Below are 24,730 nucleotides of genomic sequence, written 5' to 3' on the forward strand. Positions count from 1 at the left end.
ATTCATACAGGTGAACCTATGCTGGCCCAACTGACCATCAGTAATTTCGCTATCGTTCGTGAGCTCGACATTGATTTTCAACGCGGCATGACAGCAATCACTGGTGAGACCGGTGCCGGTAAGTCTATCGCGATTGATGCGCTGGGATTATGTCTGGGTGGTCGTGCTGATGCCGACATGGTGCGTCAGGGTGCCAGCCGGGCCGACCTTTGCGCCCGCTTCCAGCTTAAGTCCTCCCCTTCTGCTCAGCGCTGGCTGATTGATAATCATCTGGACGATGGCAACGAATGTCTGCTGCGCCGGGTTATCAGCGCTGACGGACGTTCCCGTGGCTTTATCAATGGCACGGCGGTGCCGCTCTCTCAGCTGCGCGATCTCGGCCAGTTACTGATTCAGATCCACGGCCAGCATGCCCATCAGCTTCTGCTCAAACCAGACCATCAGAAACATCTGCTGGATGCCTATGCCGATCACGACGATCTGCTGCAGCAAATGCGCGCCAGCTATCAGACCTGGCATCAGAGCTGCCGCACCCTGGCGCTGCATCAGCAGCAGGCGCAGGAGCGCGAATCCCGCCGCGAGCTGTTGCAGTATCAGTTGAAAGAGCTGAACGACTTCGCTCCGCAGCAGGGTGAATATGAGCAGATCGACGAAGAGTACAAGCGTCTGGCCAACAGCGGACAGCTGCTGTCGACCAGCCAGCAGGCACTGCAACTGTTAGCAGACAGCGATGACAATAATCTCAACAGCCTGCTCTACAGCGCACGTGAGATGATTTCAGAATTGACCTCACTGGATGAGAAGCTGAATGGCGTTCACAACCTGCTGGAAGAGGCGGCGATTCAGCTGAGCGAAGCCAGCGATGAGCTGCGCCACTACTGCGACAGCCTCGATCTGGACCCTAACCGCCTGTACGAACTGGAACAGCGTATTTCGCGCCAGATCGCCTTAGCCCGTAAGCATCACGTTACTCCTGAAGGGCTGCCTGAACTGCATCAGCAACTGCTGGCAGAAGCGGAACTGCTGTCTCAGCATGAGAGCGATCAGGAGAGCCTGCAATCACTGGTGGGTGAACACTATCAGGCAGCGTTGCAAAGCGCAGAGCAGCTGCACCAGCAGCGCAGCCACTATGCCGATGAGTTGCAGCTGCTGATTACCCAGAGTATGCATCTGCTCTCAATGCCGCATGGCCAGTTTAAAATCGCGCTGACCTTTAATCCGGATCAGCTGACCGCAGACGGTGCGAGCCGCGTAGATTTCCAGGTAACCACTAACCCAGGTCAGCCACTGCAGCCGCTGGGCAAAGTCGCTTCGGGCGGTGAACTGTCACGTATCGCCCTGGCGATTCAGGTCATCACCGCGAAGAAAATGGAAACACCGGCGATGATTTTCGATGAAGTGGATGTCGGCATCAGCGGCCCGACCGCCGCTGTGGTGGGTAAACTGTTGCGTCAGTTGGGCGAATCGACCCAGGTGATGTGCGTAACCCACCTGCCGCAGGTTGCCGGTTGTGGTCATCAGCATTTTTATGTCAGCAAAGAGACTGATGGTGCGATGACCGAGACCCGTATGCAGCCGCTGGACAAGCGTGCACGTCTGCAGGAACTGGCACGACTGCTGGGTGGCAGCGAGGTCACACGCAACACCCTGGCCAACGCAAAAGAACTTTTAGCCGCATAGCAGCGCACTTTTTTAACCGGCTGGGGTCATAAGCTTGCTCTGTAGAGGTTTCCAATAGCGAAAAGGTTTATTATCATCGGCACTTATGTCGCCAAAGTAATAAAGCCTGCCGCAGGCAGAGTTCAGATTTTGATGGCAAGAAAACCGCCTGTAAAAGGCGTTTGGCCCCGGAAAAGGAATGTATAGATGCGCTGTAAAACGCTGACTGCCGCGGCAGTAGTAATGTTGATGATGACCGCCGGATGTTCCACCTTAGAGCGCGTGGTCTATCGTCCTGATATCAACCAGGGTAACTATCTGGTAGCTAACGACGTAGCCAAGATCCATACCGGTATGACACAGCAACAGGTGGCTTACACCCTCGGTACGCCGATGATGAAAGACCCGTTTGGCAGCAACGTATGGTATTACGTGTTCCGTCAGGAGCCAGGTCATGAGCGCGTGAAGCAGCAGACGCTGACACTGAACTTTGATGGTAACGGTGTTCTGACTAACATCGACAATAAGCAGAATCTGGCCAGAAACAGCGACTGATTGAACGTAAGACCGTTTAAACAACAGACAGCAAAAAGGCGCACTGAGCGCCTTTTTTTATGCCCGCTATCCACTGAGCCTGACAGGATAGCGACTTATTTTTTGCTTTCTGCCGCTCGCTCTGCGCGCTGACGGCGCAGCTCTTTGGGATCGGCAATCAGCGGACGATAGATCTCAATACGATCGCCCTCATTAACCTCATCACCCAGCTTCACTGGCCGACTGTAGATGCCGACTTTGTTGCTGGTGAGGTCAATCTCCCGACGCAGTTCCAGTAGCCCTGACTTTTGGATGACCTGCTCTACCGTGCTGCCCTGCTCCACTTTCACGTAAAGCTGATACTGTTTTTCAGGTAAGGCGTAGACCACCTCAACGGAGATCTCAGGCACTGTAGACCTCTTTGGCACGCTGAGTGAAAGCCTGCACCATGCTGTTGGCAAGCTCTTTGAAGATACGTCCAAAGGCCATCTCTACCAGCATGTTGGTGAATTCAAACTCCAGGCTAAGTTCAACCTTGCAGGCGTCATCGCCCAGCGAGACGAACTTCCAGCCGCCGGTGAGCTTGCGGAACGGTCCATCAACCAGTTGCATATGGATGCTCTGGTTATCTGTCAGGGTATTGCGGGTGGTAAATGTCTTGCTGATGCCCGCTTTCGACACATCCACGGACGCAGTCATCTGATTATCTGACGCATCCAGCACGCGGCTTCCGGTGCAACCCGGCAGGAATTGCGGGTAGGCATCCACATCATTTACAAGTTTGTACATCTGCCCGGCACTAAACGGGACCAGCGCCGAACGACTAATCTGAGCCATAATGGTTCCTGTTCATCACGAAACCGCTGAATAATAGCATTTTCAGCGATTAAACAAAAATGTCCCCGAGTGAGGGTGTGCTAGAATATCCCGTTTCCTGCCGCCCCGCTGGACTGGGGATGCGATAACCGACTAAGTGATGTAAAATACGCCGCACTATGACAAAGAAAAAAGCACACAAACCCGGTTCTGCCACTGTTGCCATGAACAAACGCGCCCGTCACGAGTACTTCATTGAAGAGGAGTACGAAGCGGGATTGTCGTTACAAGGATGGGAAGTTAAGTCACTTCGTGCTGGTAAAGCCAACATCAGCGACAGCTATATTCTGCTGCGCGATGGCGAAGCCTTTCTGTTCGGTTCAACCTTTCAACCCTTAGCCGTTGCCTCCAGTCACGTGGTCTGTGACCCAACGCGCAGCCGTAAGCTGCTGCTGAAGCAACGTGAACTCGACTCCCTGTATGGCCGCGTCAACCGCGAAGGCTACACCATCGTGGCACTGTCGTTGTACTGGAAGAACGCCTGGTGCAAACTGAAGATTGGTGTTGCACGCGGTAAAAAAGAGCACGACAAGCGCGATGATATTAAAGACCGCGAATGGCAATTAGACAAAGCACGTATCATGAAGAATTCAAAGCGTTAAGCACTGGATTTTGAGTTGTTTTGTTGTTAGTATTTGAAGTTCTGGGGCTGATTCTGGACTCGACGGGATTGTGAAGCCTTAGGAGCATGCCGAGGGGCGGTTTGCCTCGTAAAAAGCCGCAAAAAAATAGTCGCAAACGACGAAAACTACGCACTAGCAGCTTAATAACCTGCTTAGAGCCTTCTCTCCCTAGCTTCCGCTCTTAAGACGGGGATCAAGAGAAGTCAAACCCAAAAGAGATCGCGTGGATGCCTTGCCTGGGGTTGAAGCGTTAAATCCAATCAGGCTAGTCTGTTAGTGGCGTGTCTGTTCGCAGCTAACCGGCGAATGTAAAAACTGACTAAGCATGTAGTGCCGACGGTGTAGTAATTTCGGACGCGGGTTCAACTCCCGCCAGCTCCACCAAAATTCTTCAAAGATGGTTCCAGTGCCATCCGCAGAAGTCCTGAAAGCCCGCATGGCGTAAGCCCTGCGGGCTTTTTTGTGTCTGTAACCTTCCGAAGTGATCCAACCAAATCCGGTGATTATTGGTATACGCATTGGTATACGGTAAGATGTATCCTAAAAACGTATACCAATTCACGCAGGAATGCCCCATATGGCAAGGACAACCCGCCCCTTAACCAACACTGAAGTACTTCGCGCAAAAGCCATCGATAAGGATTTAACGCTGCATGATGGCGATGGGCTTTTTATGGTGGTAAAGACTACCGGCAAGAAGCTTTGGCGTTTTCGTTACCAGCGGCCAGTAACAAGGCAGCGCACTATGATGGGCCTCGGTGCCTTCCCTGCCCTATCGTTAGCCGATGCCAGACGCTTGCGCGCTGATTACCTCTCCTTACTCGCTAATGGAATTGACCCACAGACGCAAGCCGAACAGCTCACAGAACAGAAGCAGAACGCCTTAGACAGCATCTTCTCAACCGTGGCCGCTAACTGGTTTACATTGAAGCAAGCTAGCGTTACCCCGGATTACGCGAAGGATATCTGGCGTTCCCTTGAGAAAGATGTTTTCCCTGCCATTGGCGAGATTCCTGTACAGGAAATAAAAGCACGTAAGCTTGTAGAAGCACTTGAGCCGATTAAGGCCCGTGGTGCTCTTGAAACAGTACGCCGCTTAGTACAGCGTATTAACGAGATTATGATTTATGCTGTAAACACGGGATTGATTGATGCAAATCCTGCTTCTGGGATCAGTATGGCTTTTGAAAAGCCCAAAAAGCAAAATATGCCGACTCTAAGACCAGAAGAATTGCCGAAATTTTTGCGCTCTTTGGATATGTCGAATCTTTCTGTGACAACGCGTTGTCTGATTGAATGGCAACTCCTGACGCTTGTGCGTCCCTCTGAGGCTTCTGGTATTCTATGGGCAGAAATTGATTTAGCTAAAAAGCTTTGGACAATTCCAGCAGAGCGAATGAAGGCAAAGCGGGAGCACATTGTTCCTTTGTCACCTCAGGCGTTATATATTCTTGAAGTAATGAAACCAATTAGCTCCCATCGCGATCATGTCTTTCCAAGTCGAAATGATCCCAAAAAATCTATGAATAGTCAGACAGCTAACGCTGCATTAAAGCGTATTGGTTATGGTGGGAAATTAGTCGCACATGGATTGCGCTCAATAGCGAGTACGGCTATGAATGAGGCAGAATTCAATCCTGATGTAATTGAGGCTGCTCTAGCACATAGTGATAAAAATGAAGTACGCCGCGCTTATAATCGCTCAACATATCTTGAAAAAAGAGTGGTACTTATGAATTGGTGGGGAGTTACGGTACATGAAATGAGAGGTTGAGAATATTTACCCAACCCTAAAAATATTATTTTTATTAACATTGACCTGACGGACAGTTTTTCCAAAATTGGAGGCTAGTGAAGGTATTAAATCTGTCATACAACCACACTGTGATTTAAAGAATGTGCAACCTCATTTGCGATCTTCATTATTCCTGAAGTGCAGAATATATGATGCAAGGCTATCTTTAAAAAAGAAAAAACTGACAGTAAAAACAATATTATTTGAGAAATACCAATGTAAATATTAGGTTTAAACACCATAGCGGCATATACAAATAATGAAATAACTATCATGAGTATTCTTTTGGAGAGATAAAACGTAAATCTTCGACCATCCACCTTAGATCCCATCAAAGGAATAACTCTCGAAATTTTATATGCGCACTGTCCGAAAACAACAGCAGACATAATAGACCAGTCTGTTGTAGAAACCAAAGATAAGAGAATAGATGAAAACGACGAAGTATTCTTAAAAAGATTGACAAAAATTAACCCCATAAAGGGAATCATCAAAAAAATAGCCTCACCATAAATGTCGGCTAACATTGATTTTTTCTCAGAAGAATTTCTTTTAAAAGAGGTCATCTTGCTCACCTCGACTTCTCTTTATGTCGATAACTTCTATAATCTTAGCATTTCTTATTTGCTTTCGAGATTTTTTATTGGTTATTTTTGTTACTACCTCATCATATTCAATAACAGCCTCAATCAGATCTTTTGGACCAATTGGGTCTATAAATCCTGATTGATAACTTTCTAACCAATCACTATTAACGACCCTTGCTGCAAAATGATTCTCGGTAGATAACTCTTCTAAACGCCATACATTATTCCCCTTATTTACGAGAACATGAACATAAAATTTCGAACTTCTTTTATAATGTTTTACTTCACTGGAAAACATATCAACAACATTGCCTGTAAAAACAAATTTTTTTGTCAGGGTTTTAAAATCATTAAATTCGGATGTTCCTGGCTGTCCAATGCCTATTGAAGCAGACTCATCAGTATAAAGCTTAGAACTTAAGATTGAGTAGTCAGACAACGCTTTACCCAATTGTTCCATATCAATATGTGGTTCAATCAATAATTGCTGGTCCAAATTTTCTGAAATTGAAGTGGACAAGAACTTTGATGCCGCCTCAAGATCCTCACCACTTGCTATCTCAGGATTATCATCTAGGTAATCTGCGAGATCTTCAGCTGATTTGAATATGAAATTTTCCCATTCTGCGAACTTGCATTTTATCCAAGCTACAGCAGAACCATCTTGCAAGCTTACAAGATTAAATTGGGCGCTATCTTTCTCATCTATTGATGAAAGGGATATGACCCCTATCATTTTATAAAACTTAACATAGCCACTTAATATCATTAAAATATCTTCAGGACTTTTCCTTTCGTTACTATAATCAAATCTTATCGCAATAGCATTTTTCATTGGACTCTCATTCTTATATGTTGGCGATTTAATGATTTAATGTAATCAATCGACACGAGAATATGTTTTACCATCAATAACCCGATTAACCTGATTCACATCCTTTGCACCTATCCGAGTATAAATCTCTTCTGGTGTAAAGTTCTTAGCCAATTTACGAATCGCTCGTACCTGATCCGCTGATAATCGGTCATTTCGCCCACAAATTTGAGCTATAGCCCAATTATTATCTTTCCATTTTTCAGCGACCCATGGAGCTGGGAGGCCTTTACGTGGGTGTTTCTTTAGCCATGAGCTTACAATGCCATCTCGTTCATCTGACAGGGGTACAACAGACTCTTTAAGCATTCCGTTCTCTCGCATATAACGTAAGCCTGATTTCCCCCCAGGAATCATATTAAGGCGACGCTCATCTTCCCAGTGCCCTTCAACCAAAAATTCCTCGGCCTTATATAATTGCTCTAGATCATCAGTGATCTCCATGACTTTGTGATGTAAGTATGTAACACGTCCATTGAGCAGTTCTTCCCGAAATTTCTTGTGAAATAGCAACGGACTATCATTTTTAATGGCACGTTTATGTTCTGCCCACCGCTTTTGCCAGCTGCGTTTAGTGACTCCAACGTAAAAGTAACCATCTATAGGGTAAGATGCACCGTGGCCGAAAATATGCTGGTAAAGTACATACGCAACAGAAGGTGAAAGCTGAGGAGCTAAGAGATAATGAGCTGGAATGGAGAAGATCTGACTCGGTTGTGTAATCATACGTTCATCTAGTCTGGTGATACCTTGGGCAGAAGCAGAAATGAACAGCGGGTCGGTGACTATTTCCACAGAAATAATTGGAACGATTACTAGTTCATTATTTTCCAGTTTTTTTCCAGATAAAAATTGAGATGCTCTTCCGACAGTTCTATGACCTTCCTTAACCCTTCCGAATGGGGCTATGAAACCGACCTTTTTGCTGATGAATACTAAATGCACAATTGGAATGAGATCACCAAGTTTAACCCGAAAAACACCGTTAGGATTTTGTGCTACTCCTAACCATTCTCTGCCATATGGATGTGCGCGAATAAATTCATTAATAAGTTCTTCAACTTCTCGTCGGCGGGAAATAAGCTACTTAGGCAGTAAGTATTCCCACCATGACTTGTTAATTGTTATTAGTTTATTCATTTCCCAATATCCCTTTAAATGAAGCAGCGATTAGCAGGGCATGAGCAGTATGTGATTGTGCCATATGGTAGTAAAATTTTTCACATCCTCATGCAACCAACGATCTGCCCTCTAAGAAAAGCTATATGACCACATTACATAGTATTGGAAAGCTCATTCAAGAGCTTCTCAAGTTTTAATCATTGCGCGCGCTCGTAGCCCCGCCACGCCTGCCCGCTTTATGCAGCGGTTTTCATGCACCTGCATGATTAGTTCTGAGCCGCGCCGCCGCTGGCCTTTCCTGCCGTTCCCGGATACAGGAGACTCATGCGTTTTCATGCAGCATAGACATGCACTCACGTAGCGGACGTAAAAAAGCCCGGCACGGGGCGGGCTTCGGTGAATTTCTGAGTCTGCGGGTCAGAAAAGTTTACGCTTTCGGCGGTCGTTTCTGGCTCCTCGGAAAGGATGCGCACCGCTCACGCTTAGCACGTCATCACGGAACATCAGCGGCTGGTTTACGCTCGTCCATCGTTTGATAAGGTTCTGGACATATCCACGGTACAAAGTGTCGGCATCGTTCGCGCCTTCGATAACGCCCGGTACATGCGTTGAGCCATTCCGTTCAAACTGGCTGTACTTCATTCTGAGCAGGCTTCCCAGCTCGGCGCCATGAATGATAAAGAAGTCATCAATAAGTGTATCAATGCGTTCATCCGTGATGCCCTCATGACTGAACACGTAAGCGTTAGCCTTGCGCCCGGTCACGTCTGCCAGCACGGGCAGCTGCTTTTCCTTTTCGGCAATCAGCCCGGCAAGATCTGATGCCGTTTCCTACTGCTCCAGATACTCCACGCGCAGCGTCTTCATCTCCGGCGTGACATTGCCGCCATTCTGTCCCAGCAGTTCACGGAAGCGTGCCCGGTTTTCCCGGCTTGCCTGCTCCATCTCGGCCTTACGCTGGCGCAGCTCGCTGAGATTTTCAGTGGCGGCGTTTTCGGTCTGTCTTGCCTCCAGCCAGGCAGCATCTTTGTATTGAGGTCTTCGATACGCAGCCGCCACTCAGAGGACACCGGCCTGACCGTGCATAATCTGACCGGTGACGAGGTGTGGATAGCACTGTCGTCCGTTAACCTCCTTTCTCTGGCTGGCCTTGCCCGTGAAAAGCACGCCACGCTGCCGCTGCTGATTGCCGCTGACCGCGACCTGAATGGTGACGGTCAGGTGAAGGCGAAGCAGGCCGCCGAAGCCAGCCGCGCAGCCGTGGCCCTGCCGCCGGTGTTCGGTGACTGGAATGACGCCTTTATGCAGCACGGTGAGGAAACAACCCGACGGGCGCTGGCCGAAGCTGCCACGCCGCCCGCCGCCAGTCCGTTCGACGTGATGAGCGAGGCGGAATTTTCGGCCATGAGCGCCAGTGAGAAGGCAGAGCACGTGGCGGAGCAGTACCACAGCGCTCTGGCCATGGACGCCAGCGGGAAAATTTTGTCCCGTTACCGCTCCGGCGCGTGGAAGGTAATTTCCGGGAAGCAGTTCGAGCGTGACGTGGCGAAGCTGTTCCAGCGCCTGCGCGCGCCGTTTTCGGCGGGTAAGATTTCGGGGGTGGTGGACACGCTGAAGCTGATGCTGCCGCAGCAGGCTGACCCGGCACGCCGCCTGATTGGATTCCGTAACGGCGTACTGGATACCCGCACCGGCGGCTTCAGCCCGCACAGTAAAAACTTCTGGCTGCGCACGGTCAGCGAGGTGGATTATACAAAGCCTGTTAAGGGCGAAACGCTGGCGGACCACGCGCCGCACTTCTGGCAGTGGCTCGACCGCGCCGCCGGACGTGACCCTGCCAAACGCGACATCATTCTGGCCGCGTTGTTTATGGTGCTGGCAAACCGCTACGACTGGCAGCTGTTTCTGGAAGTTACCGGCCCCGGCGGCAGTGGTAAAAGCATCATGGCGGAAATCGCCACCATGCTGGCCGGAACGGACAACACCACCTCCGCCACCATCGAAACGCTGGAGTCGTCGCGCGAACGCGCGGCGGTGATTGGCTATTCGCTGATTATCCTGCCCGACCAGGAAAAGTGGAGCGGTGATGGCGCGGGCATCAAGGCCATAACCGGCGGTGATGCGGTTTCCGTGGACCCGAAGTACCGCGACGCCTACTCAACGCACATTCCGGCGGTGATTCTGGCGGTGAACAACAACCCGATGCGCTTCACCGACCGCAGCGGGGGCGTGTCGCGCCGCCGGGTGATACTGCACTTCCCGGAAATTATCCCGGCAGACGAGCGCGACCCACAGCTGAAGGAAAAAATCAGCGGTGAGCTGGCCGTTATCGTGCGCCAGCTGATGCAGCAGTTCAGCCAGCCACAGCAGGCCCGGTCGCTGCTTCAGTCGCAGCAGAACTCCGACGAGGCGATGCGCATCAAGCGCGACGCGGATCCGATGGTGGACTTCTGCGGCTACCTGTTTACCACGCCGGAGCCAAACGCGCTTTATATGGGGAACGCCAGCATCAGGCCGCTTCAGCCCAGACGTTATCTCTATCACGCTTATCTTGCTTACATGGAGGCCAACGGTTTCAAGAATCCGCTCAGCATGAAGATGTTCGGCCTGTCGCTGGAAAGCATCATGCGGGGGTAAGGACAGCACTACATGAAGCGGCGCACGAAGCTGGGGATGCAGACCAATCTCGATCTGACTGAGGAAAGCAGCAGCGACTGGCTGCCAAAGTGCGATGCCGCCTTAACTTCATAAATAATAAGAACCGGCTAAAGCCGGTTTTTTTCGATCTTCAGTGGCGCTAAATTCATCCAGCTGCCTATAACAATACATTCTCTGTTTTATAAGAAAATGTAGCTTGCCATATTTTAAATGAGTTTAGCCTGCCATGAGCGAACAGTAGTCATCAAAATCATTATGACAGGGTAGTTCTGTCACATTAAACATACCACCCCGGCAATGAACTCAATCTCTATCGTTCTTAGACAGCCAGCGCCAGTCGTAGATGATGCTCTATGAAGTTCGCTTTAAGCGCGCTGTAGCGATGAACATCATTCCTACCGAGTAATGCTGCTGAGTGTTTTATCTCAGCATACTTTCCTGCAATGTCTCTGTTTTTTCGAAGAAAATTACGGAAAGCAAGATGTTTTAATACCTGCATATCTCCCATAGCAAACGCATGCACTTAATGACTACGCTGATTACAACCCTTGATGAAATATCTACGCCCCGGAATCCCGTTCTCACCGCGAGCGACACATCCGATGCGAGCCATTGCAGAGTTGTATGTATCAAGTTCATTGATGTCGGAGACTTCGAGCAGAATGTCAATTACGGGCTTTGCTGAGAGACCTGCACTGACGTGCTGCCAATGTGATGGACATCTTTAGCCACTCCATCGAGCAGTGTTTTTATCAGTAAATTTTCATCTTCAAAACATCTCAGGCCATTTATCATCGTAAGGCACAACAATAACTTTCCGCATAAATATATCCTCCCTGCCCTGAGTATTTAACTTAAGAGCTCAGCCGCAAACCTACGCAGTGCCTGCTGCTGGCGTTCCCTGGTGAAAAACCAGAGTCCACTGACCTTTATCCGAACACAGCCAGTGAGAGGAACGCAATGCAGGGCAGCTGCCATCAGCGTAAAACGTCCGGTAATGAAGTATGGCGCAGCCGCACCCCATTTCGGTGAGTCGGAAATCGCTACTGAGAATATACGATGCAGTCCTCTCGCTTAACAGCGACATAATGGTCTCTGAACGGTCACCATCACGCCTGACCGGGTGATTTCCCGGCATCCAGGATGATGAATCAGCTCAAGCCACTCCCGATCGTTGCGCCTGTTGCCGTGAAGGCTGCACTCAAGCAATCTGAGCTTTTCCTGAAGCATTATGCTTATCCTCAAGTGAGCATGCCGGACGTTCAAATTTACCATAACAGTGCATGTGCTACTTCTGCTTCTGCACGAAGCGACCAAGCCTAAGGAACATAACGTCTGCTATGAGCGAAGAGCGAACCTTCATGATTGGCAGCTTTGCGATTTACTAGTATGAATATTTGTAAATCATTTGGGAGCAGGTCAGCTGGAACACTAGAGGCAGCATTTCGGGCCTAGTGGCTTGCGTCTAATGGTAAATAAGACGCATGCAGCTAACTTCCTAATAGCGAATTTAGTGGCCACTAAGTTTTAGAACAACACACTGACGCGATCCGGGGCTTTGCACGGTTCATATCTCCGCATACTGCTTCGCTTCCCGGTACTTGAGCTGTGAAGAAATCTGCCATCTGGGCGACCTTATGCAAGAGTCGCTTTGTCACTCACTTACCTATTAGCGTTCAGCCCTAACCCCAAGTATCAGTTCTGCTGTCGGGAATCGAGATTACCGAATGACTGGATTAACAAAAATGACTTTAATGTTTTCATAAAAACTGATATTGAAATTTATTAAGCAAAAGTAATAAGAAGTTTCTGTATTTACCGTATCTGAGTATGAGTTTAACAGAATGTCGCTGTTAGATAAGAAGTCACTTAAATATCTGATTTAAAGATTTTAATTAACCTTAGTAGGGATGCGCATGAAGCTTGAAGCGATTCGTTTATCTGGTTTTCAGTCGTTTGGACATGAATCAACCGAACTAAGCCTTGAAGATATAACATATATCATTGGTCCTAATGGTTCAGGTAAAACTGCAGTTCTCCAAGCTTTGTGTCGACTCTTTGCATTCGACCCCGCATTAAAGCGGATCCAGCGTTCAGACTTCCATGTCCCCTTTGATGAGGAGGAGGTCCCGCTTGAGCGCCAGCTGTGGATAGAAGCTGATTTTCTGTTTCCTGAACTGGAAGAGGACGAGGACAACAGTACCGTAGCTCCCCATTTTAGTCATATGCGACTGGACGAGCCGGATGGGATTCCGCGCGTACGTTTTCGCCTTAATGCGACTATGGGGCTGGATGGCGATATTGAAGACACTCTGGTATATGTCCTGGATGTTAATGAAGATGATTCGCCCCTGAGTTTCGCTCAGGTCCCACGGGCTGAACGTAATCATATCCAGGTACACTACCTGCCAGCCAGACGCGACCCCGCTGACCATATTGCTTACGGTGCAAACGCATTACTCGGGCGGTTACTTCGGGCTGTGCGTTGGGACGCTGAGCGCGAAACGATTAAAGGGCTGACCGATCAAATAAGTGATAGCCTTGCGGCAAACCCCTCAGTGAATGCTTTCAGTAAGAGTTTAAAGGCAACATGGGCAACACTGCATAAAGGGAAATTTTTTACCGATCCTAGAATTACCTTTGTCGCATCAGAAATTGAATCGCTGTTAAGGCATATTTCGGTTTCATTTACACCCGGTCACGACGGCTCACTTGTGGATTTCTCCAGGCTGAGCGATGGCCAAAAGTCCATGCTTTACCTTTCTCTTGTCTTATCGTCACAAGCTATTGGCAGGTCTGTTCTTGCGGAAGAAGATGCATCGTTTGATCCCGATAAATTACGTCCCCCGGTCTTCACGCTGGTAGCACTAGAGGAGCCAGAAAACAGCCTTTCACCATATTATCTGGGGCGCATTGTAAGCTCCCTGAATGTCATGACAAAAAACATGGATGCACAAGCTCTCATTGCGACACATGCACCCACAATGCTGCGCCGGGTACCACCTGAGCTTATACGTTATCTTCGTCTGGATAAGTCACGAGAGACGTGTGTAACTTGTATCAAATTGCCTGATGAAACTGATGATGCACATAAATTTGTGCGGGAAGCCGTGCAGGCATTTCCGGAGATCTATTTTTCACGGCTGGTCGTGCTTGGTGAAGGTGACAGCGAAGAAATTGTGTTGCCACGCTTGCTTCAGGCCAAGGGGGCACCCGTTGATGAGTCCGCCATTACAATAGCGCCTTTGGGTGGGCGGCATGTAAACCATTTCTGGCGTTTGCTTGCAGCATTAAAGATCCCCTATTTTACACTGCTTGATCTTGATGTTGCACGATATGCGGCAGGATGGGGGCGGTTTAAGTACGTAAACGAACAGTTTGCGATACATCAACCGCATAATAAACTTCCTGAAAAGTACAAAATTCCAAAATGGAATGCTGAAAAGTATAAAGTTCGCGACTTCGAAAACTATCTCAACATACTTGAAGAGCGCGGTGTGTTTTTCTCCTATCCGATGGATTTAGATTTCTCAATGTTACTTGCGTATCCGGAAGCCTATGACGTTGATGAAGATGAACCCGACGAGGCAACCATTAAAGCTGTTCTTGGAAAAAGTCATTACGATCCGACTCAGTACAACGAAGATGAATTAGCGCTTTTTAACACCTACCATCAGCGCTTCAAACTTGGCAGTAAACCCGCAGCACACATCGAGGCGTTAACTAATTTAGACGATGCTGATTTGCTTGCAAGCATGCCGGATTCACTGGACAGGCTGGCTGATGCGGTTATTGATAAACTCACGGAGCTGCCAGAATGATTAAAGTGGATGAATGGCAGCCCGCGGATGGATTGACGCTGGAACCTAATGCAAAACGAGCAGCAAAAACGCGCAAACGTTGCCTGGCATTAACTGCCGGACCAGGCGCGGGTAAGACGGAAATGCTCGCACAACGTGCTGACTTTCTTTTACGAACAGGAACGTGTCGATACCCCAAAAGGATTTTAGCGATATCATTTAAGGTTGATGCCAGCCGAAACCTTACGGAACGCGTTGAACGCAGGTGTGGACGGGATCTTGCTGCTCGCTTTGACAGTTTTACCTTCCACGCATTTGCTAAGCGCATAATAGATCGATTCAGAACGGTACTCACGGGAGAATATGCCTTAGAAGCTGGTTACACTATTGTGGACAAGAAAAACCGGGCGTCTCGTCACGAAATAGCGTTCGGCGAACTGGTTCCCTATGCAATTAAGATATTGCAAACGTCAAAAATAGCCCGAAATGCAATCCGTCAAACTTATAGTGACATTTTCCTTGATGAATTTCAGGACTGCACACATTTACAATATGACTTGGTAAAGCTCGCTTTTCAGGGAACCAAAATTCGAATAACTGCAGTCGGAGACACAAAACAGAAAATTATGGCCTGGGCAGGTGCTCTGGACGGTATTTTCCAGTCCTTCACAAAGGACTTTAATGCAGTGCCGCTCAACATGTATCGCAATTTCCGCTCAAAACCAACATTGCAGCGTGTTCAGAACGAAATTATTCGTAAGTTAGATCCTGACTCCGTAATGCGTGATGATCAACTGGAAGGAGAGGAAGGGGAGGTTTTTGCCTGGGAATTTGAAAACAGTCAAACTGAAGCTATCTATCTGGCTGACCTAATTGATGGATGGATAAATAAAGAGCAGCTACCTCCAGCTGAAATTGCAGTCCTGGTTTCAAAGCAACCAGATTTGTATGCTGATCACCTCTTCAAAGAATTAGAGCAGCGTGGAATTCCTTATCGTAATGAGCAGCAAATGCAGGACATCACTGTTGAACCCGTGGCTCGTTTAATCGTTGACTACCTGTCCTGTCTTTATGGACAGCGGGAACCTAAAGCCTGGATTCGCCTGATGAATCAGCTGGTTCCCTTTGCTGATGAAGAAATTCAGACCAGCGTACGAAAAGGTCTTGATCAACTTATAAGAAAGCATCGTAAGGAAGTTTCTGGTGCAAAAAAAACGGACACACCATTTTCTGAATGGTGGAAATTTGGAAGAACTCTCTTAAAGCACATAGGTTTACAGACGCTTGTTGCATTATCTCCTGATTATGAGTCCCATGAACGTTTGAAACAGGTTATTCGCGATGCCAGAGCACGTATCAAATACTTACTTGAGATCGAATCTGATTTACCCCTCGCATTGAAACGATTTGCTGATGATCAGGCTGTACGCATTTTGACCATTCACAAAAGTAAAGGATTAGAGTTTGATTCGGTTATCATCATGGCTGTAGAAAATGAGACTTTCTTTGGTAAAGAAGAAGAAAATCGCTGCGCGTTTTTTGTCGGTGTTTCGCGAGCAAAGAGACGCCTTATTTTAACTCACACTAACAAGCGTGATGAACCTGCTAATGCTATGCACTGGAAAGTTTTTCGGACTGCTCGATCAGAGTATTTTGATTATGTACTTCCGTTTGTTAGGTAACGATAATCCCAAAATTTCCTTATATTTAAATGATTATTTTTCACATCATTTACTAGCCTAAAAAGCATAGACTTATACAATTGGCTATTTAAATATCGCTCAATAATCGATGCTGAGTGCCATTTACAGCGTTTGCCTCTTACGGCAAATAGCAGAATAGAAAGACATGGGGTCTATTATGGTGACCTACTCCCTGTTGATTAACACGGACAGAAACCTGCAGCGTCCGCTTCTGGCACAAAGTGAACAACGCCAGCCCAATGTCCGCTATGAGCGAAAAACGGAAGTACTAGACTATTATGACTACAAAGGGCGGCTTTTAACATCGCCCTGTGTTAATCTGCGCGGCATAGGCCAAACATAAATTATTTCGTGACGTGATAAGGTTAGAATTTAGGATCTAATTTCCTCATATTGTTCGCATGAAATTTAGCGCAATCACGCCAAATGCCTAGTGACTCAGCAACCTTAACGGCTTCATCCTCACCTTTTATAACAACATGATATCGACCACTAACGATTTCGTTTAATCTATTTTTTGCTAAGTTAACAACTTTGCTTTCATTATACGATGATGGTTCAAATGCAAGTTTGCATGACATGTAGATAATACCTTCAATACCCATTCTTTTTATGATGTATTTATTAATGTCTTCGAAAATTAATCTTATTATGTGAGAGCATAGCAGCGACGTTTTTGGAGAAATGAATATATTCTCATTATATTCGAATTCACTTAATGGTTTGCCTCTTGGGAAGTTTATTTCCACTGACTCTTTTAATTCTTGGGATTTTGATATTTCTGATAACTTATGGGATGCTTTGGATTGCCTGTGAGCTATTGAATTTCTAACTGCTGAAAAATACTCATGAATCGGAAGATATGTGTTTATTTTTTTCATATCCCATCCGTGCGAATCATATAATCTTATGATTTTATTACTACTGGTTGAATCCGATTTTTTATCTTGAGTTTTATTAAACATTGCCCAACTTGAAAACCAAGAATCAATATCAACAATACAATCATCCAATGCCGAAAAACTGCCAAATATAGCCATTTCACTTACATACCAATACAGCATCTTTTGCGCTGATTCTTTTTTTAATTGATAATGCAGTTCAGTGCTATCATCTTCCTTATCTTGTCTTTTTGATGACGTTTTCTTTTTTAATTTTGATTCATCGACTGGAGGGCTTGGAAGTGAAAAACTCGGAGGGAATTGCCAGGACTTATCAGTTTTCTTAATAAGTTCATTCATCTTATTTTCATTGCCGGGCGTCAATAAATATTCAATCACATGATTAAGTGATGAGGTTAAAACTTTAACCTTCGTATTCAAACCCTCATGGAACAAATGGTAATTTAAAAAAGGTTCAGTTACAGCATATTCTAAGTCTAACATTTTCCATCTACCTTTGATTGTTAGTTTATATGTTATTCGTTTCAAATACATCTTGATGTATTAGTTAACTCCCACGACTTCTCTAATTATTCAAAAATCCATTTTTTAAAATCATTAGCCTTCTCTTTCTGAAGTCTAGGAGAGATATATTTGTGTGACCCACCGATTAACTCATTGAAGTATTAATTTTTTAGTTCCATTAACATAAGCTGCTTAGTCATATAATATATATTGCTTACTTCAAAATTTAATCTCCTAAACATATTAAATGACTCCTTACTCAGTATAAAGATAATTTCTTATAATTCTAAATCCCTCTTGTTACTCGATGGGTGTTTAGCCGCTCACAGGTATTAACTCCTGTTTTTACTTTAGCGTATACTTTGCCCGTTTTTGGCTATGAGTTCAACCGATGGATGCAACACACTTATTGAACCGCCCTGCGGGCTGTCATGTCCGCTGTGAGCGATCAACGGACATTGCTAACAGCCTTCTGTGTGAATTATCAGGGAGCAGGTCAAGGTAACGAATGGGGTTCTTTTGAGATGTTTAGCATATTATAAATCTGCATAGCATCACGTTGAGGCTGTTACCCCACTTGATCACACCAACCCTAACTCCACAGGCTGATTCATAAATTAGTAATCTGCGTGTTTCACACTTTTCAAAAATGCTTTCATATTTTCATTAGGTTGCTCAATTTCGAAGTTACTTCCATATTGCTCTTGTAATTTTGGCCATAACTTACTTAATAACCCTCCCCTGCGATAAAATGGATGTATCCAAACGGTAGATAGGTATGGGGAATTTGCATTTGAATTTTTTATTGTGACTAGCCCAACTAAACATTGTCGATAACCACTATTATCCATTGATTGTATTTCTTCGATGAACGGATGCGCGATTACATCAATCCAACCATGATCGGTTGTATCCCATTGCATTCCGTCATGACATTCCTTTGACTGATAGCGGCGTAAAGCTACACACGCGAGTTTCTGCCAATCTGGAGAATTAATTGTGATCTCTTCATCATATGACGCGCCTACTGGAGCGGGTATTGGTCTGATTAATCCAGCATGGCATTCATCATAGAACTTCATGTCTGCCTCAGAAACGTTGTTTGTGTTGGTTTGCTCCATGTGCGCGCCATTCAAAAATAGCTCTGATAGTAGTGTATCTACGCTATACTCTTTATTGATTATTGTCGGCTTAGAGTTTTTTTTATTAAGGCCGCGAGTAACGGTTTTATGACCAATGTTAACAACATGGAATAATCCGTCGGGGAGACTAGCGAACCACGATGGGGCATCTGACCAGAATAGTATGCCTTTTGTACTTCTTAAGAGTTTAATTAAGTTAATACAGGCTTGTTCACTAGTCCTGCCGTTAATGTGAAGTATGTTAGGATTAAAGTAATATTTACCCGTGTCGGGGAACGCAGCTTCGCAAAATTCCTTTATATAATCTAGTACCTGGCGCCTACAGAAGTCATCATAGCTGGTAATAACTAAGGGGATATCCTCATTACTATTATGATTATCAATCATGCAATCTATAGCGAGACTTACTGCTTTGCGTATCACTTCAGTTGAATCTAACGACTCTAAAAAATTTTTCTTTCGTGTTCGAATATCCATGTATGACCTGCACTATTAAAATTCATGAATGAACGGTTTGTCATCTGGTTGTAACATGGTAGTTTTATTCGTTGCTACATTTAAACTGTTGTAGAGCGCAATTGCCAGGTTCGACGCATTATCAATCAGCGTTTCAAGAGTCTGGTCCGTAATCACTACGAGGTTTCCTTCTTTATCCTTTCCACTACGATGCACTAAGTGATTTCGATTGAGGGTTGCCAATTCAATAGCCTCTATCGGACAGTCTTTTTGTACTTTTATATCGAATGTAGCTTCATAGCGGTCGATTACCTTTTTAGTGCTATGCCAGCTTGCACTGATCAAGTGTTCCTTGATTGACCTGATTAGCTCTCCCCTAATTTTCTCGATGGGTTCACCCTTGAAAGGCAACGCAGCAATCTCTTTGCTTACTTTAAATTCAGTCTTACCTTTTTCTATACAATTTGCTATGTAAACATCATCTTTCTCTATAGAGTTAATGAATAGTTCAACATAAAGCGTTTCCAAAGCTGTAATAACATTCGTGTAGAGCAAACTAAGTAAGTGGTCTTTTTGCTGTTGTTCAGTTTTATCTTTTGCAAGTTTTTTTATTTTTTCGATGTTGTCAATGAATTTTAAATGCGGATTATCGGAAGAAGTTACAGCATCGTAGATATCATCATTGTACCAATCATCTACATTACTTGAGTTTCCAGACCAGTCAAAACATTGTGTTTGTAAGTCATCTACTAATTCCTCGATATACTCAGCCTTGACATATTGATCGAAGATGGCTTGTAGTTCTTCGCTAGCATCATACGGCCCGCCATATATGTAAGCATAGCCACCTTCTCTACTTTCATACGGACAAGCATTTGCCGGATCTTCAAAGTTTTCAAAGAACCAGTTTTTCATTACTTCGAGTTGATCTTTTTTGCTTATGTATTTTAAAGATTTTAGCGGGACTTTCTTTCCATTAACCTCGAAAACAATTTTCACGATGTAATGCCTCCTTATATGAATTGCGCAACTATTGTACCACGGCGGAATACAGGGCATGACCTGCCCCCTTAAACTAACATACCATGTGCCAGCAATGTCCGCTGTTGGCACGAAGCGGACGCGCGAGTCAGGCCAGCTATGAGCGAACAGCGACCGTTCGCAGTAATTCTATAGCAGATGGAGAATTAGCTAATGAAGCCGCGGATTTGTTAACAGGGAGCAGGCCACTTCATATTCTATGATTTAACACCTTTTACCGCCTCTATTTGAAACTGACTTTGTTGACGGATTTACCGTGAGTAACTCCCTTGACTAGTTATCTCAGACGATGACTCATGGGCGCGTTGGATTATCTATCCTGCCTGATTGAATCACTTTTTTGCATGCATTTCATTAAAGGTATTGCTCATTCTGCCGATCCAACGATGGATGAGTGCTGTGTACATAATCGGTGCGCCTGATCCAGTTAACAACGGTGGGCGCCGGAAGGCGCGGAGGCCAGTGGTCAAAAGGTATACCTGAGCGGTAACCGCCCACGCCGTATGTTCCAGCCGCGCCAGACGGATTAATTTAAAAAGGATGCTGCATGTCTGTTGCCAGTGAGACCTCCGCACAGGTCTATAAAAAAATCTCGCAGGAAGTAGAACGAATTCTCGACAACCTGACCCGGCCTGTAAACGACCCTTCCCTACAGAAAGCCAATAGCAATGCCCGCCTTCAACTTGAGTGTTTCCAGACGCGGCTGGACGAGGCAATTGACAGCCTGCGTTCTAATGCCGAGTGGGAGACGTTCACCATCGCCTTTTACGGGGAAACAAATGCGGGGAAATCAACGGTCATCGAGGCGCTGCGCATCCTGCTTAAAGAGGAAACAAAACTCGCCAGGCAGGCAGCTTTTCGTCAGTTTCAGCAGCAACACGATCTCTCACCTGAGGCGCTTGAAAATGCTGACCGGGCTTTAAAAGAAAACGAAGCATTGGCAATCTCTCTCAGTCAGACTCTGGCGGAGGTGCAAGGGCGATATTTAGATCGCGAAGCTGAACTCGGGAAAGAGTTGTCGCAGCTGAGTGCGTTGATTGAGGATCAGAAGAAGCGCTGGTCCGCGATACGCCGGCTGCTGGCTCTGTGGATATCATCACCAGAGCAAAAGCAGCAGCTACAGGTGAAGAAACAGCAGCAGGCATTAGAGGCAGAAATTCGTCAGGAGACACAATCGCTTGCCGTGCAGCAAGCGGACTGTGATGCACAACGCCAGACGATGCTGATAATGCGTTCTCAGATTGATGAAAAGTTTGCCGAAATGAACGCGCTGGCGGACGGTGAAATAATCGGCACCGGTATGTCCGATTTCACCCTAGACGCCACTCTCTATCCTTTTGAGTCGTGCGGTCAACGCTTTGCCCTGCTGGACGTACCCGGTATTGAAGGTAAGGAGAGCAAGGTGCGCGAGCAGATACAGCGCGCAGTCGAGAAAGCGCACGCCGTTTTTTACGTCACCAGTAAAGCCACGGCGCCGCAGAAAGGCGATGAAGACAATCCCGGTACACTTGAGAAAATCAGGTCACATCTCAATGCGCAGACTGAAGTCTGGACGTTGTTCAATAAGCGTGTAACGAATGCTATGGGTCTTGGAAGATCCCTGGTTAACGAGGATGAAGCGCACAGCATTCAGGATCTGAACGATAAAATGCGCGAGCAGTTGGGTGACAACTATCGTAATACGCTGGTTGTCAGCGCCATGCCTGCGTTTCTCAGTCTGGCCGAACATCTGGTCCCCGGCGGGCCCAATGCGAAGAGTCGCGAAAAATTTTTGAAAACCTTCACCCCGGAAGACCTGCTTGAAAAAACGGGCGTTTCAGAGCTTGCGCGCGTTCTGACACAACAGCTTGTCGCCGACAGCAAGGCAAAAATTACCCGCTCAAACACACAGAAAACTCGCGTTGTGCTGGATGATATTGCCGCGCAGGTGAGCGCGCTGCAGGCGGACACCTACGCAAAACTTGTCCGGCAGCTTAATGAGGACAAAAACAGTGCACACAAGCAGCTTGATCACGCACTGAAATCACTGCGCCAGCGTCTGATTGACCGCGCGGAGGAGAGCGTTAGCCGGTTCCGCAGTCAGGCGCGGGAGCGTATCTATAAAGTGATTGATGGTGATATCAGTAACGATCGCTTTAAAAGTGAGCTGGAGGCCGCGATCAGCATGGAGCACGGTTCGCTTGAAAAATCCCTTCCAAAGATACTGAAAGCCGAACTTGAGCGCTTTCAGTCAGAGACTAGTGACATTATCGCGCAATTTCAGCAGCACGCTCGCGGGATCCTCAATACCTTCTCACGCCTTCAGACGCATAAATTCAGCAGCAATATTCCCCTCACGATTGATATCGATAACGGCATCAACGTCACGGGACTTTTGGCGACACTCGCGGGCGGCGCGCTGCTTTTCTGGAACCCCGCCGGGTGGCTTGTTCTCGGTCCGGCGCTGGCAAACCTGGCATTTGCTGCCTACAAGGCCCTGCGCAGCATGATCAGCTCCAGTTACAAAATGTCGCAGCAGAAGCAGTCCGCTGACAAAAATCTCAGCAACGTGGCAGCCCACATGAATGGCACCATTGTCGAAGGCATTCAGAAAGCCTTCCCGGAGCTGCAGGAGAAAATCGCTGAGATTAAAAACATGCTGGAGGAACCTGTGAAACAGGTTTCGGGCATCAATGAGATCCTAATCCAGGCCGCGGCCGGATTACGCCTTTTATCCACTGAGATTGATTTTTCTGGAGCGAAATAATGGAAAAAACGCTGGATGTTTTTAAAGCGCAGCAGTCCCGCAATGTTCACATTCTGGATGAACTTACCGCCTTTCTTGAGCAGGGAGAAAAGGTCGGTGTCCCGGTCGATGTGCAGCTGATCAATAAAATTGAGTCGGCCAAAAAGAATGCCGCGAAGGGGAAATTAAAAATCGCGCTGATCGGGGGATTCTCCGAAGGGAAAACCTCAATAGCTGCCGCTTGGATGGGACGCCTCGATAAAGCCAGCATGAATATCAGCCATCAGGAATCCTCCAACGAAGTCAAAGTGTACGACGTGGGATCAGACTTTGTCCTGATTGACACGCCCGGGTTGTTTGGCTTCAAAGAGCAGTTCAACGAAGACACCAAGGCTGTCGAAAAATACAAGGACATGACAAAAAAGTATATCAGTGAGGCGCATTTGATCCTCTATGTCATGAACTCCACCAACCCGATTAAAGAGAGCCATAAGGCCGACCTCGAATGGCTGTTCCGCACCCTGAACCTGCTTGACCGTACGGTGTTCGTTCTCAGCCGCTTCGATGAAGTCGCGGACGTGGAGGATGAGGAGGATTACGTCGCTAACGTACAGGTGAAGCGCCAGAACGTACGCGCGCGTTTGAACGACATGATCGTGCTGACCCAGCCGGAGCATGATGCATTAAATATTGTCGCCGTTGCGGCCAACCCTTTTGATATGGGGACAGAATACTGGCTAGGTAACCCGGAAAAATTTCGTTCGCTGTCTCATATCAGTGAACTGCAGGACGCGACGAGCGACAAGATAGAACAAAGCGGGGGAGCACTGGTGCTGAGTGAAGAAACGAAAAAGAGTGTTATCAGGGATATCCTGACTCGGAAGCTGCCGGAAGCCATCGCGAATGATGAGCGTATCCGACAAGAAGTTGAAGACCTCTCATCCATTCATGTCCGGCTCAGCAAAGAGCTGCTAACCATGCAGCGCGATATCGCGGAAGCGCGCATCAGTCTCAATAACTTTGTAAGCGACTACTTTAAAGATCTGATACTTCGCGCCAGAGGCCTCAGTCTCGAAACCTACATGGAGTTTTTCGAGAATGAAATTGGTGAGAAAGGCATCATCATTGATACCCGTCTTGAAAACGAGTTCTCCCGCCGCGTGCAGTCCGTGAACAATGCCATCCAGAAGATGCATCTGGGCTACAGTGCGGAAATCAATCACTACAACGGCAATATGGCGGCCATGGGCAAGCAGGGGCTGAATTATGTCGTTAAGAGCAACTTCATTAACAGCGCAACCGTGATTGCTGCACGTGATGGGGTGGTGTCCGTAGGCAAAATAGCCGGGCTAGAGCTGGGAAAACTGCTGAAGTTTAAGCCCTGGGGGGCCATTAAATTTGCGAAAGGACTTAACGGCGCACTGGTGTTTGCCGGCGTGGCGCTGGAACTGTGGGATACCTACAACCAGGCAAAGCGCGAGGCGGAGTTCAAAAAAATGATCGACTCCATGATTTCGAATTTTAATCTACAACGCGAGGGGTTGATAAGCACGCTGGGAGGAAGTGAATTCGCACGTGAATATTTTACCGGTTTCGCACTGATGCAGGATGAAATGACAAGCCTCGAAAGCGCGATGCATGCGATTCAAGAACAGCAGTCACTCTTTGCCCGCTGGCGTGCGGATGCGGAAGCGATTGACGCGGAATACAAGCACGTGAACGATTAAGT

19 protein-coding genes, 1 other RNA gene and 1 pseudogene are annotated in these 24,730 nt (G+C 46.9%); 10 read left to right on the forward strand and 11 right to left on the reverse strand.

Going from position 1 to position 24,730, the window contains the following annotated elements:
* Window positions 1–18: 18 nt before the first annotated feature.
* Window positions 19–1,680: a DNA repair protein RecN gene (gene recN / locus ACMGGP_RS13135; protein ID WP_498798514.1), complete on the forward strand. Its 1,662-nt coding sequence runs from the start codon at window positions 19–21 to the stop codon at window positions 1,678–1,680.
* Between the two features lie 186 nt (window positions 1,681–1,866).
* A complete protein-coding gene (gene bamE / locus ACMGGP_RS13140) occupies window positions 1,867–2,214 on the forward strand; it encodes an outer membrane protein assembly factor BamE (RefSeq protein WP_010672176.1) in 348 nt (115 codons plus the stop codon).
* A gap of 95 nt (window positions 2,215–2,309) precedes the next feature.
* On the opposite strand, the gene ACMGGP_RS13145 is transcribed toward bamE, so the two are convergent.
* Entirely contained in the window at window positions 2,310–2,603 is a 294-nt protein-coding gene (locus tag ACMGGP_RS13145) for an RnfH family protein (protein ID WP_033758668.1), read from the reverse strand.
* On the reverse strand, window positions 2,596–3,030 hold the full coding sequence (locus ACMGGP_RS13150; protein ID WP_010257692.1) for a type II toxin-antitoxin system RatA family toxin: 435 nt from the start codon (window positions 3,028–3,030) through the stop codon (window positions 2,596–2,598). The genes ACMGGP_RS13145 and ACMGGP_RS13150 overlap by 8 nt, the downstream gene beginning before the upstream one ends.
* Before the next feature lie 158 nt (window positions 3,031–3,188).
* On the opposite strand from ACMGGP_RS13150, the gene smpB reads away from it, so the two are divergent.
* The 3 genes from smpB to ACMGGP_RS13165 all read left to right on the forward strand — a co-directional run bounded on the left by smpB (window position 3,189) and on the right by ACMGGP_RS13165 (window position 5,466).
* Window positions 3,189–3,671: an SsrA-binding protein SmpB gene (gene smpB / locus ACMGGP_RS13155; protein ID WP_010257694.1), complete on the forward strand. Its 483-nt coding sequence runs from the start codon at window positions 3,189–3,191 to the stop codon at window positions 3,669–3,671.
* 43 nt (window positions 3,672–3,714) lie between these two features.
* Window positions 3,715–4,076: a transfer-messenger RNA gene (ssrA, locus tag ACMGGP_RS13160) on the forward strand.
* 193 nt (window positions 4,077–4,269) lie between these two features.
* Entirely contained in the window at window positions 4,270–5,466 is a 1,197-nt protein-coding gene (locus ACMGGP_RS13165) for an integrase domain-containing protein (protein WP_311972853.1), read from the forward strand.
* Between the two features lie 95 nt (window positions 5,467–5,561).
* On the opposite strand, the gene ACMGGP_RS13170 is transcribed toward ACMGGP_RS13165, so the two are convergent.
* The 5 genes from ACMGGP_RS13170 to ACMGGP_RS13190 form a co-directional block, all read right to left on the reverse strand.
* Window positions 5,562–6,053: a hypothetical protein gene (locus ACMGGP_RS13170; RefSeq protein ID WP_498798515.1), complete on the reverse strand. Its 492-nt coding sequence runs from the start codon at window positions 6,051–6,053 to the stop codon at window positions 5,562–5,564.
* Window positions 6,040–6,909, reverse strand: coding sequence for a hypothetical protein (locus tag ACMGGP_RS13175; RefSeq protein WP_311972851.1), 870 nt, complete (start codon window positions 6,907–6,909; stop codon window positions 6,040–6,042). Before ACMGGP_RS13175 ends, ACMGGP_RS13170 begins: the two co-directional genes overlap by 14 nt.
* 45 nt (window positions 6,910–6,954) lie before the next feature.
* Window positions 6,955–7,893 carry a GIY-YIG nuclease family protein gene (locus ACMGGP_RS13180; protein WP_498798516.1) on the reverse strand — a complete coding sequence of 313 codons (939 nt, stop codon included), beginning with the start codon at window positions 7,891–7,893 and terminating at the stop codon, window positions 6,955–6,957.
* 594 nt (window positions 7,894–8,487) lie between these two features.
* The gene (locus ACMGGP_RS13185; protein ID WP_498798517.1) at window positions 8,488–8,847 is read right to left on the reverse strand and encodes a phage polarity suppression protein; all 360 of its coding nucleotides are present in this window, start codon (window positions 8,845–8,847) and stop codon (window positions 8,488–8,490) included.
* 54 nt (window positions 8,848–8,901) lie between these two features.
* Entirely contained in the window at window positions 8,902–9,129 is a 228-nt protein-coding gene (locus ACMGGP_RS13190) for a hypothetical protein (protein ID WP_311979110.1), read from the reverse strand.
* 21 nt (window positions 9,130–9,150) lie between these two features.
* Here ACMGGP_RS13190 and ACMGGP_RS13195 point away from each other — a divergent pair, with 21 nt between their 5' ends.
* Window positions 9,151–10,707: a phage/plasmid primase, P4 family gene (locus ACMGGP_RS13195; RefSeq protein ID WP_498798518.1), complete on the forward strand. Its 1,557-nt coding sequence runs from the start codon at window positions 9,151–9,153 to the stop codon at window positions 10,705–10,707.
* A gap of 340 nt (window positions 10,708–11,047) precedes the next feature.
* Here ACMGGP_RS13195 and ACMGGP_RS13200 read toward each other — a convergent pair.
* A pseudogene (locus ACMGGP_RS13200) lies at window positions 11,048–11,410 on the reverse strand (GrpB family protein); the annotation flags it as partial.
* Window positions 11,411–12,644: 1,234 nt separating this feature from the next.
* Between ACMGGP_RS13200 and ACMGGP_RS13205 the strand changes: the two are divergent.
* A complete protein-coding gene (locus tag ACMGGP_RS13205; protein WP_498798519.1) occupies window positions 12,645–14,549 on the forward strand; it encodes an ATP-dependent nuclease in 1,905 nt (634 codons plus the stop codon).
* Window positions 14,546–16,210, forward strand: a complete 1,665-nt coding sequence (locus tag ACMGGP_RS13210; protein ID WP_498798520.1) for a UvrD-helicase domain-containing protein — start codon at window positions 14,546–14,548, stop codon at window positions 16,208–16,210. The genes ACMGGP_RS13205 and ACMGGP_RS13210 overlap by 4 nt, the downstream gene beginning before the upstream one ends.
* A 386-nt stretch (window positions 16,211–16,596) precedes the next feature.
* Here ACMGGP_RS13210 and ACMGGP_RS13215 read toward each other — a convergent pair whose 3' ends face one another.
* From ACMGGP_RS13215 to ACMGGP_RS13225, 3 genes are all read right to left on the reverse strand, one after another.
* Window positions 16,597–17,616: a hypothetical protein gene (locus ACMGGP_RS13215; RefSeq protein WP_498798521.1), complete on the reverse strand. Its 1,020-nt coding sequence runs from the start codon at window positions 17,614–17,616 to the stop codon at window positions 16,597–16,599.
* A 638-nt stretch (window positions 17,617–18,254) separates the two neighbouring features.
* Window positions 18,255–19,256, reverse strand: coding sequence for a hypothetical protein (locus ACMGGP_RS13220; protein ID WP_498798522.1), 1,002 nt, complete (start codon window positions 19,254–19,256; stop codon window positions 18,255–18,257).
* A 15-nt stretch (window positions 19,257–19,271) separates the two neighbouring features.
* On the reverse strand, window positions 19,272–20,234 hold the full coding sequence (locus ACMGGP_RS13225) for a hypothetical protein (RefSeq protein ID WP_498798523.1): 963 nt from the start codon (window positions 20,232–20,234) through the stop codon (window positions 19,272–19,274).
* A gap of 589 nt (window positions 20,235–20,823) precedes the next feature.
* Between ACMGGP_RS13225 and ACMGGP_RS13230 the strand changes: the two genes are divergently transcribed.
* Together ACMGGP_RS13230 and ACMGGP_RS13235 are read left to right on the forward strand one after the other, a co-directional pair.
* Entirely contained in the window at window positions 20,824–23,022 is a 2,199-nt protein-coding gene (locus tag ACMGGP_RS13230) for a hypothetical protein (protein ID WP_498798524.1), read from the forward strand.
* Window positions 23,022–24,728, forward strand: a complete 1,707-nt coding sequence (locus ACMGGP_RS13235) for a LeoA/HP0731 family dynamin-like GTPase (protein ID WP_498798525.1) — start codon at window positions 23,022–23,024, stop codon at window positions 24,726–24,728. Before ACMGGP_RS13230 ends, ACMGGP_RS13235 begins: the two co-directional genes overlap by 1 nt.
* Window positions 24,729–24,730 lie beyond the last annotated feature (2 nt).

The sequence above is a fragment of the Curtobacterium sp. BNK-1 genome (genome assembly GCF_048685235.1).
Lineage (GTDB): Bacteria > Pseudomonadota > Gammaproteobacteria > Enterobacterales > Enterobacteriaceae > Pantoea > Pantoea agglomerans.

Bases quoted from the DNA above. Each gene is read 5' to 3' on its own strand.
- ACMGGP_RS13210 (WP_498798520.1), top strand. From the start codon at position 14,546: ATGATTAAAGTGGATGAATGGCAGCCCGCGGATGGATTGACGCTGGAA.
- ACMGGP_RS13215 (WP_498798521.1), bottom strand. From the start codon at position 17,616: ATGTTAGACTTAGAATATGCTGTAACTGAACCTTTTTTAAATTACCAT.
- smpB (WP_010257694.1), top strand. From the start codon at position 3,189: ATGACAAAGAAAAAAGCACACAAACCCGGTTCTGCCACTGTTGCCATG.
- ACMGGP_RS13235 (WP_498798525.1), top strand. From the start codon at position 23,022: ATGGAAAAAACGCTGGATGTTTTTAAAGCGCAGCAGTCCCGCAATGTT.
- ACMGGP_RS13165 (WP_311972853.1), top strand. From the start codon at position 4,270: ATGGCAAGGACAACCCGCCCCTTAACCAACACTGAAGTACTTCGCGCA.
- ACMGGP_RS13205 (WP_498798519.1), top strand. From the start codon at position 12,645: ATGAAGCTTGAAGCGATTCGTTTATCTGGTTTTCAGTCGTTTGGACAT.
- ACMGGP_RS13220 (WP_498798522.1), bottom strand. From the start codon at position 19,256: ATGGATATTCGAACACGAAAGAAAAATTTTTTAGAGTCGTTAGATTCA.
- bamE (WP_010672176.1), top strand. From the start codon at position 1,867: ATGCGCTGTAAAACGCTGACTGCCGCGGCAGTAGTAATGTTGATGATG.
- ACMGGP_RS13230 (WP_498798524.1), top strand. From the start codon at position 20,824: ATGTCTGTTGCCAGTGAGACCTCCGCACAGGTCTATAAAAAAATCTCG.
- ACMGGP_RS13150 (WP_010257692.1), bottom strand. From the start codon at position 3,030: ATGGCTCAGATTAGTCGTTCGGCGCTGGTCCCGTTTAGTGCCGGGCAG.
- ACMGGP_RS13170 (WP_498798515.1), bottom strand. From the start codon at position 6,053: ATGACCTCTTTTAAAAGAAATTCTTCTGAGAAAAAATCAATGTTAGCC.
- ACMGGP_RS13175 (WP_311972851.1), bottom strand. From the start codon at position 6,909: ATGAAAAATGCTATTGCGATAAGATTTGATTATAGTAACGAAAGGAAA.
- recN (WP_498798514.1), top strand. From the start codon at position 19: ATGCTGGCCCAACTGACCATCAGTAATTTCGCTATCGTTCGTGAGCTC.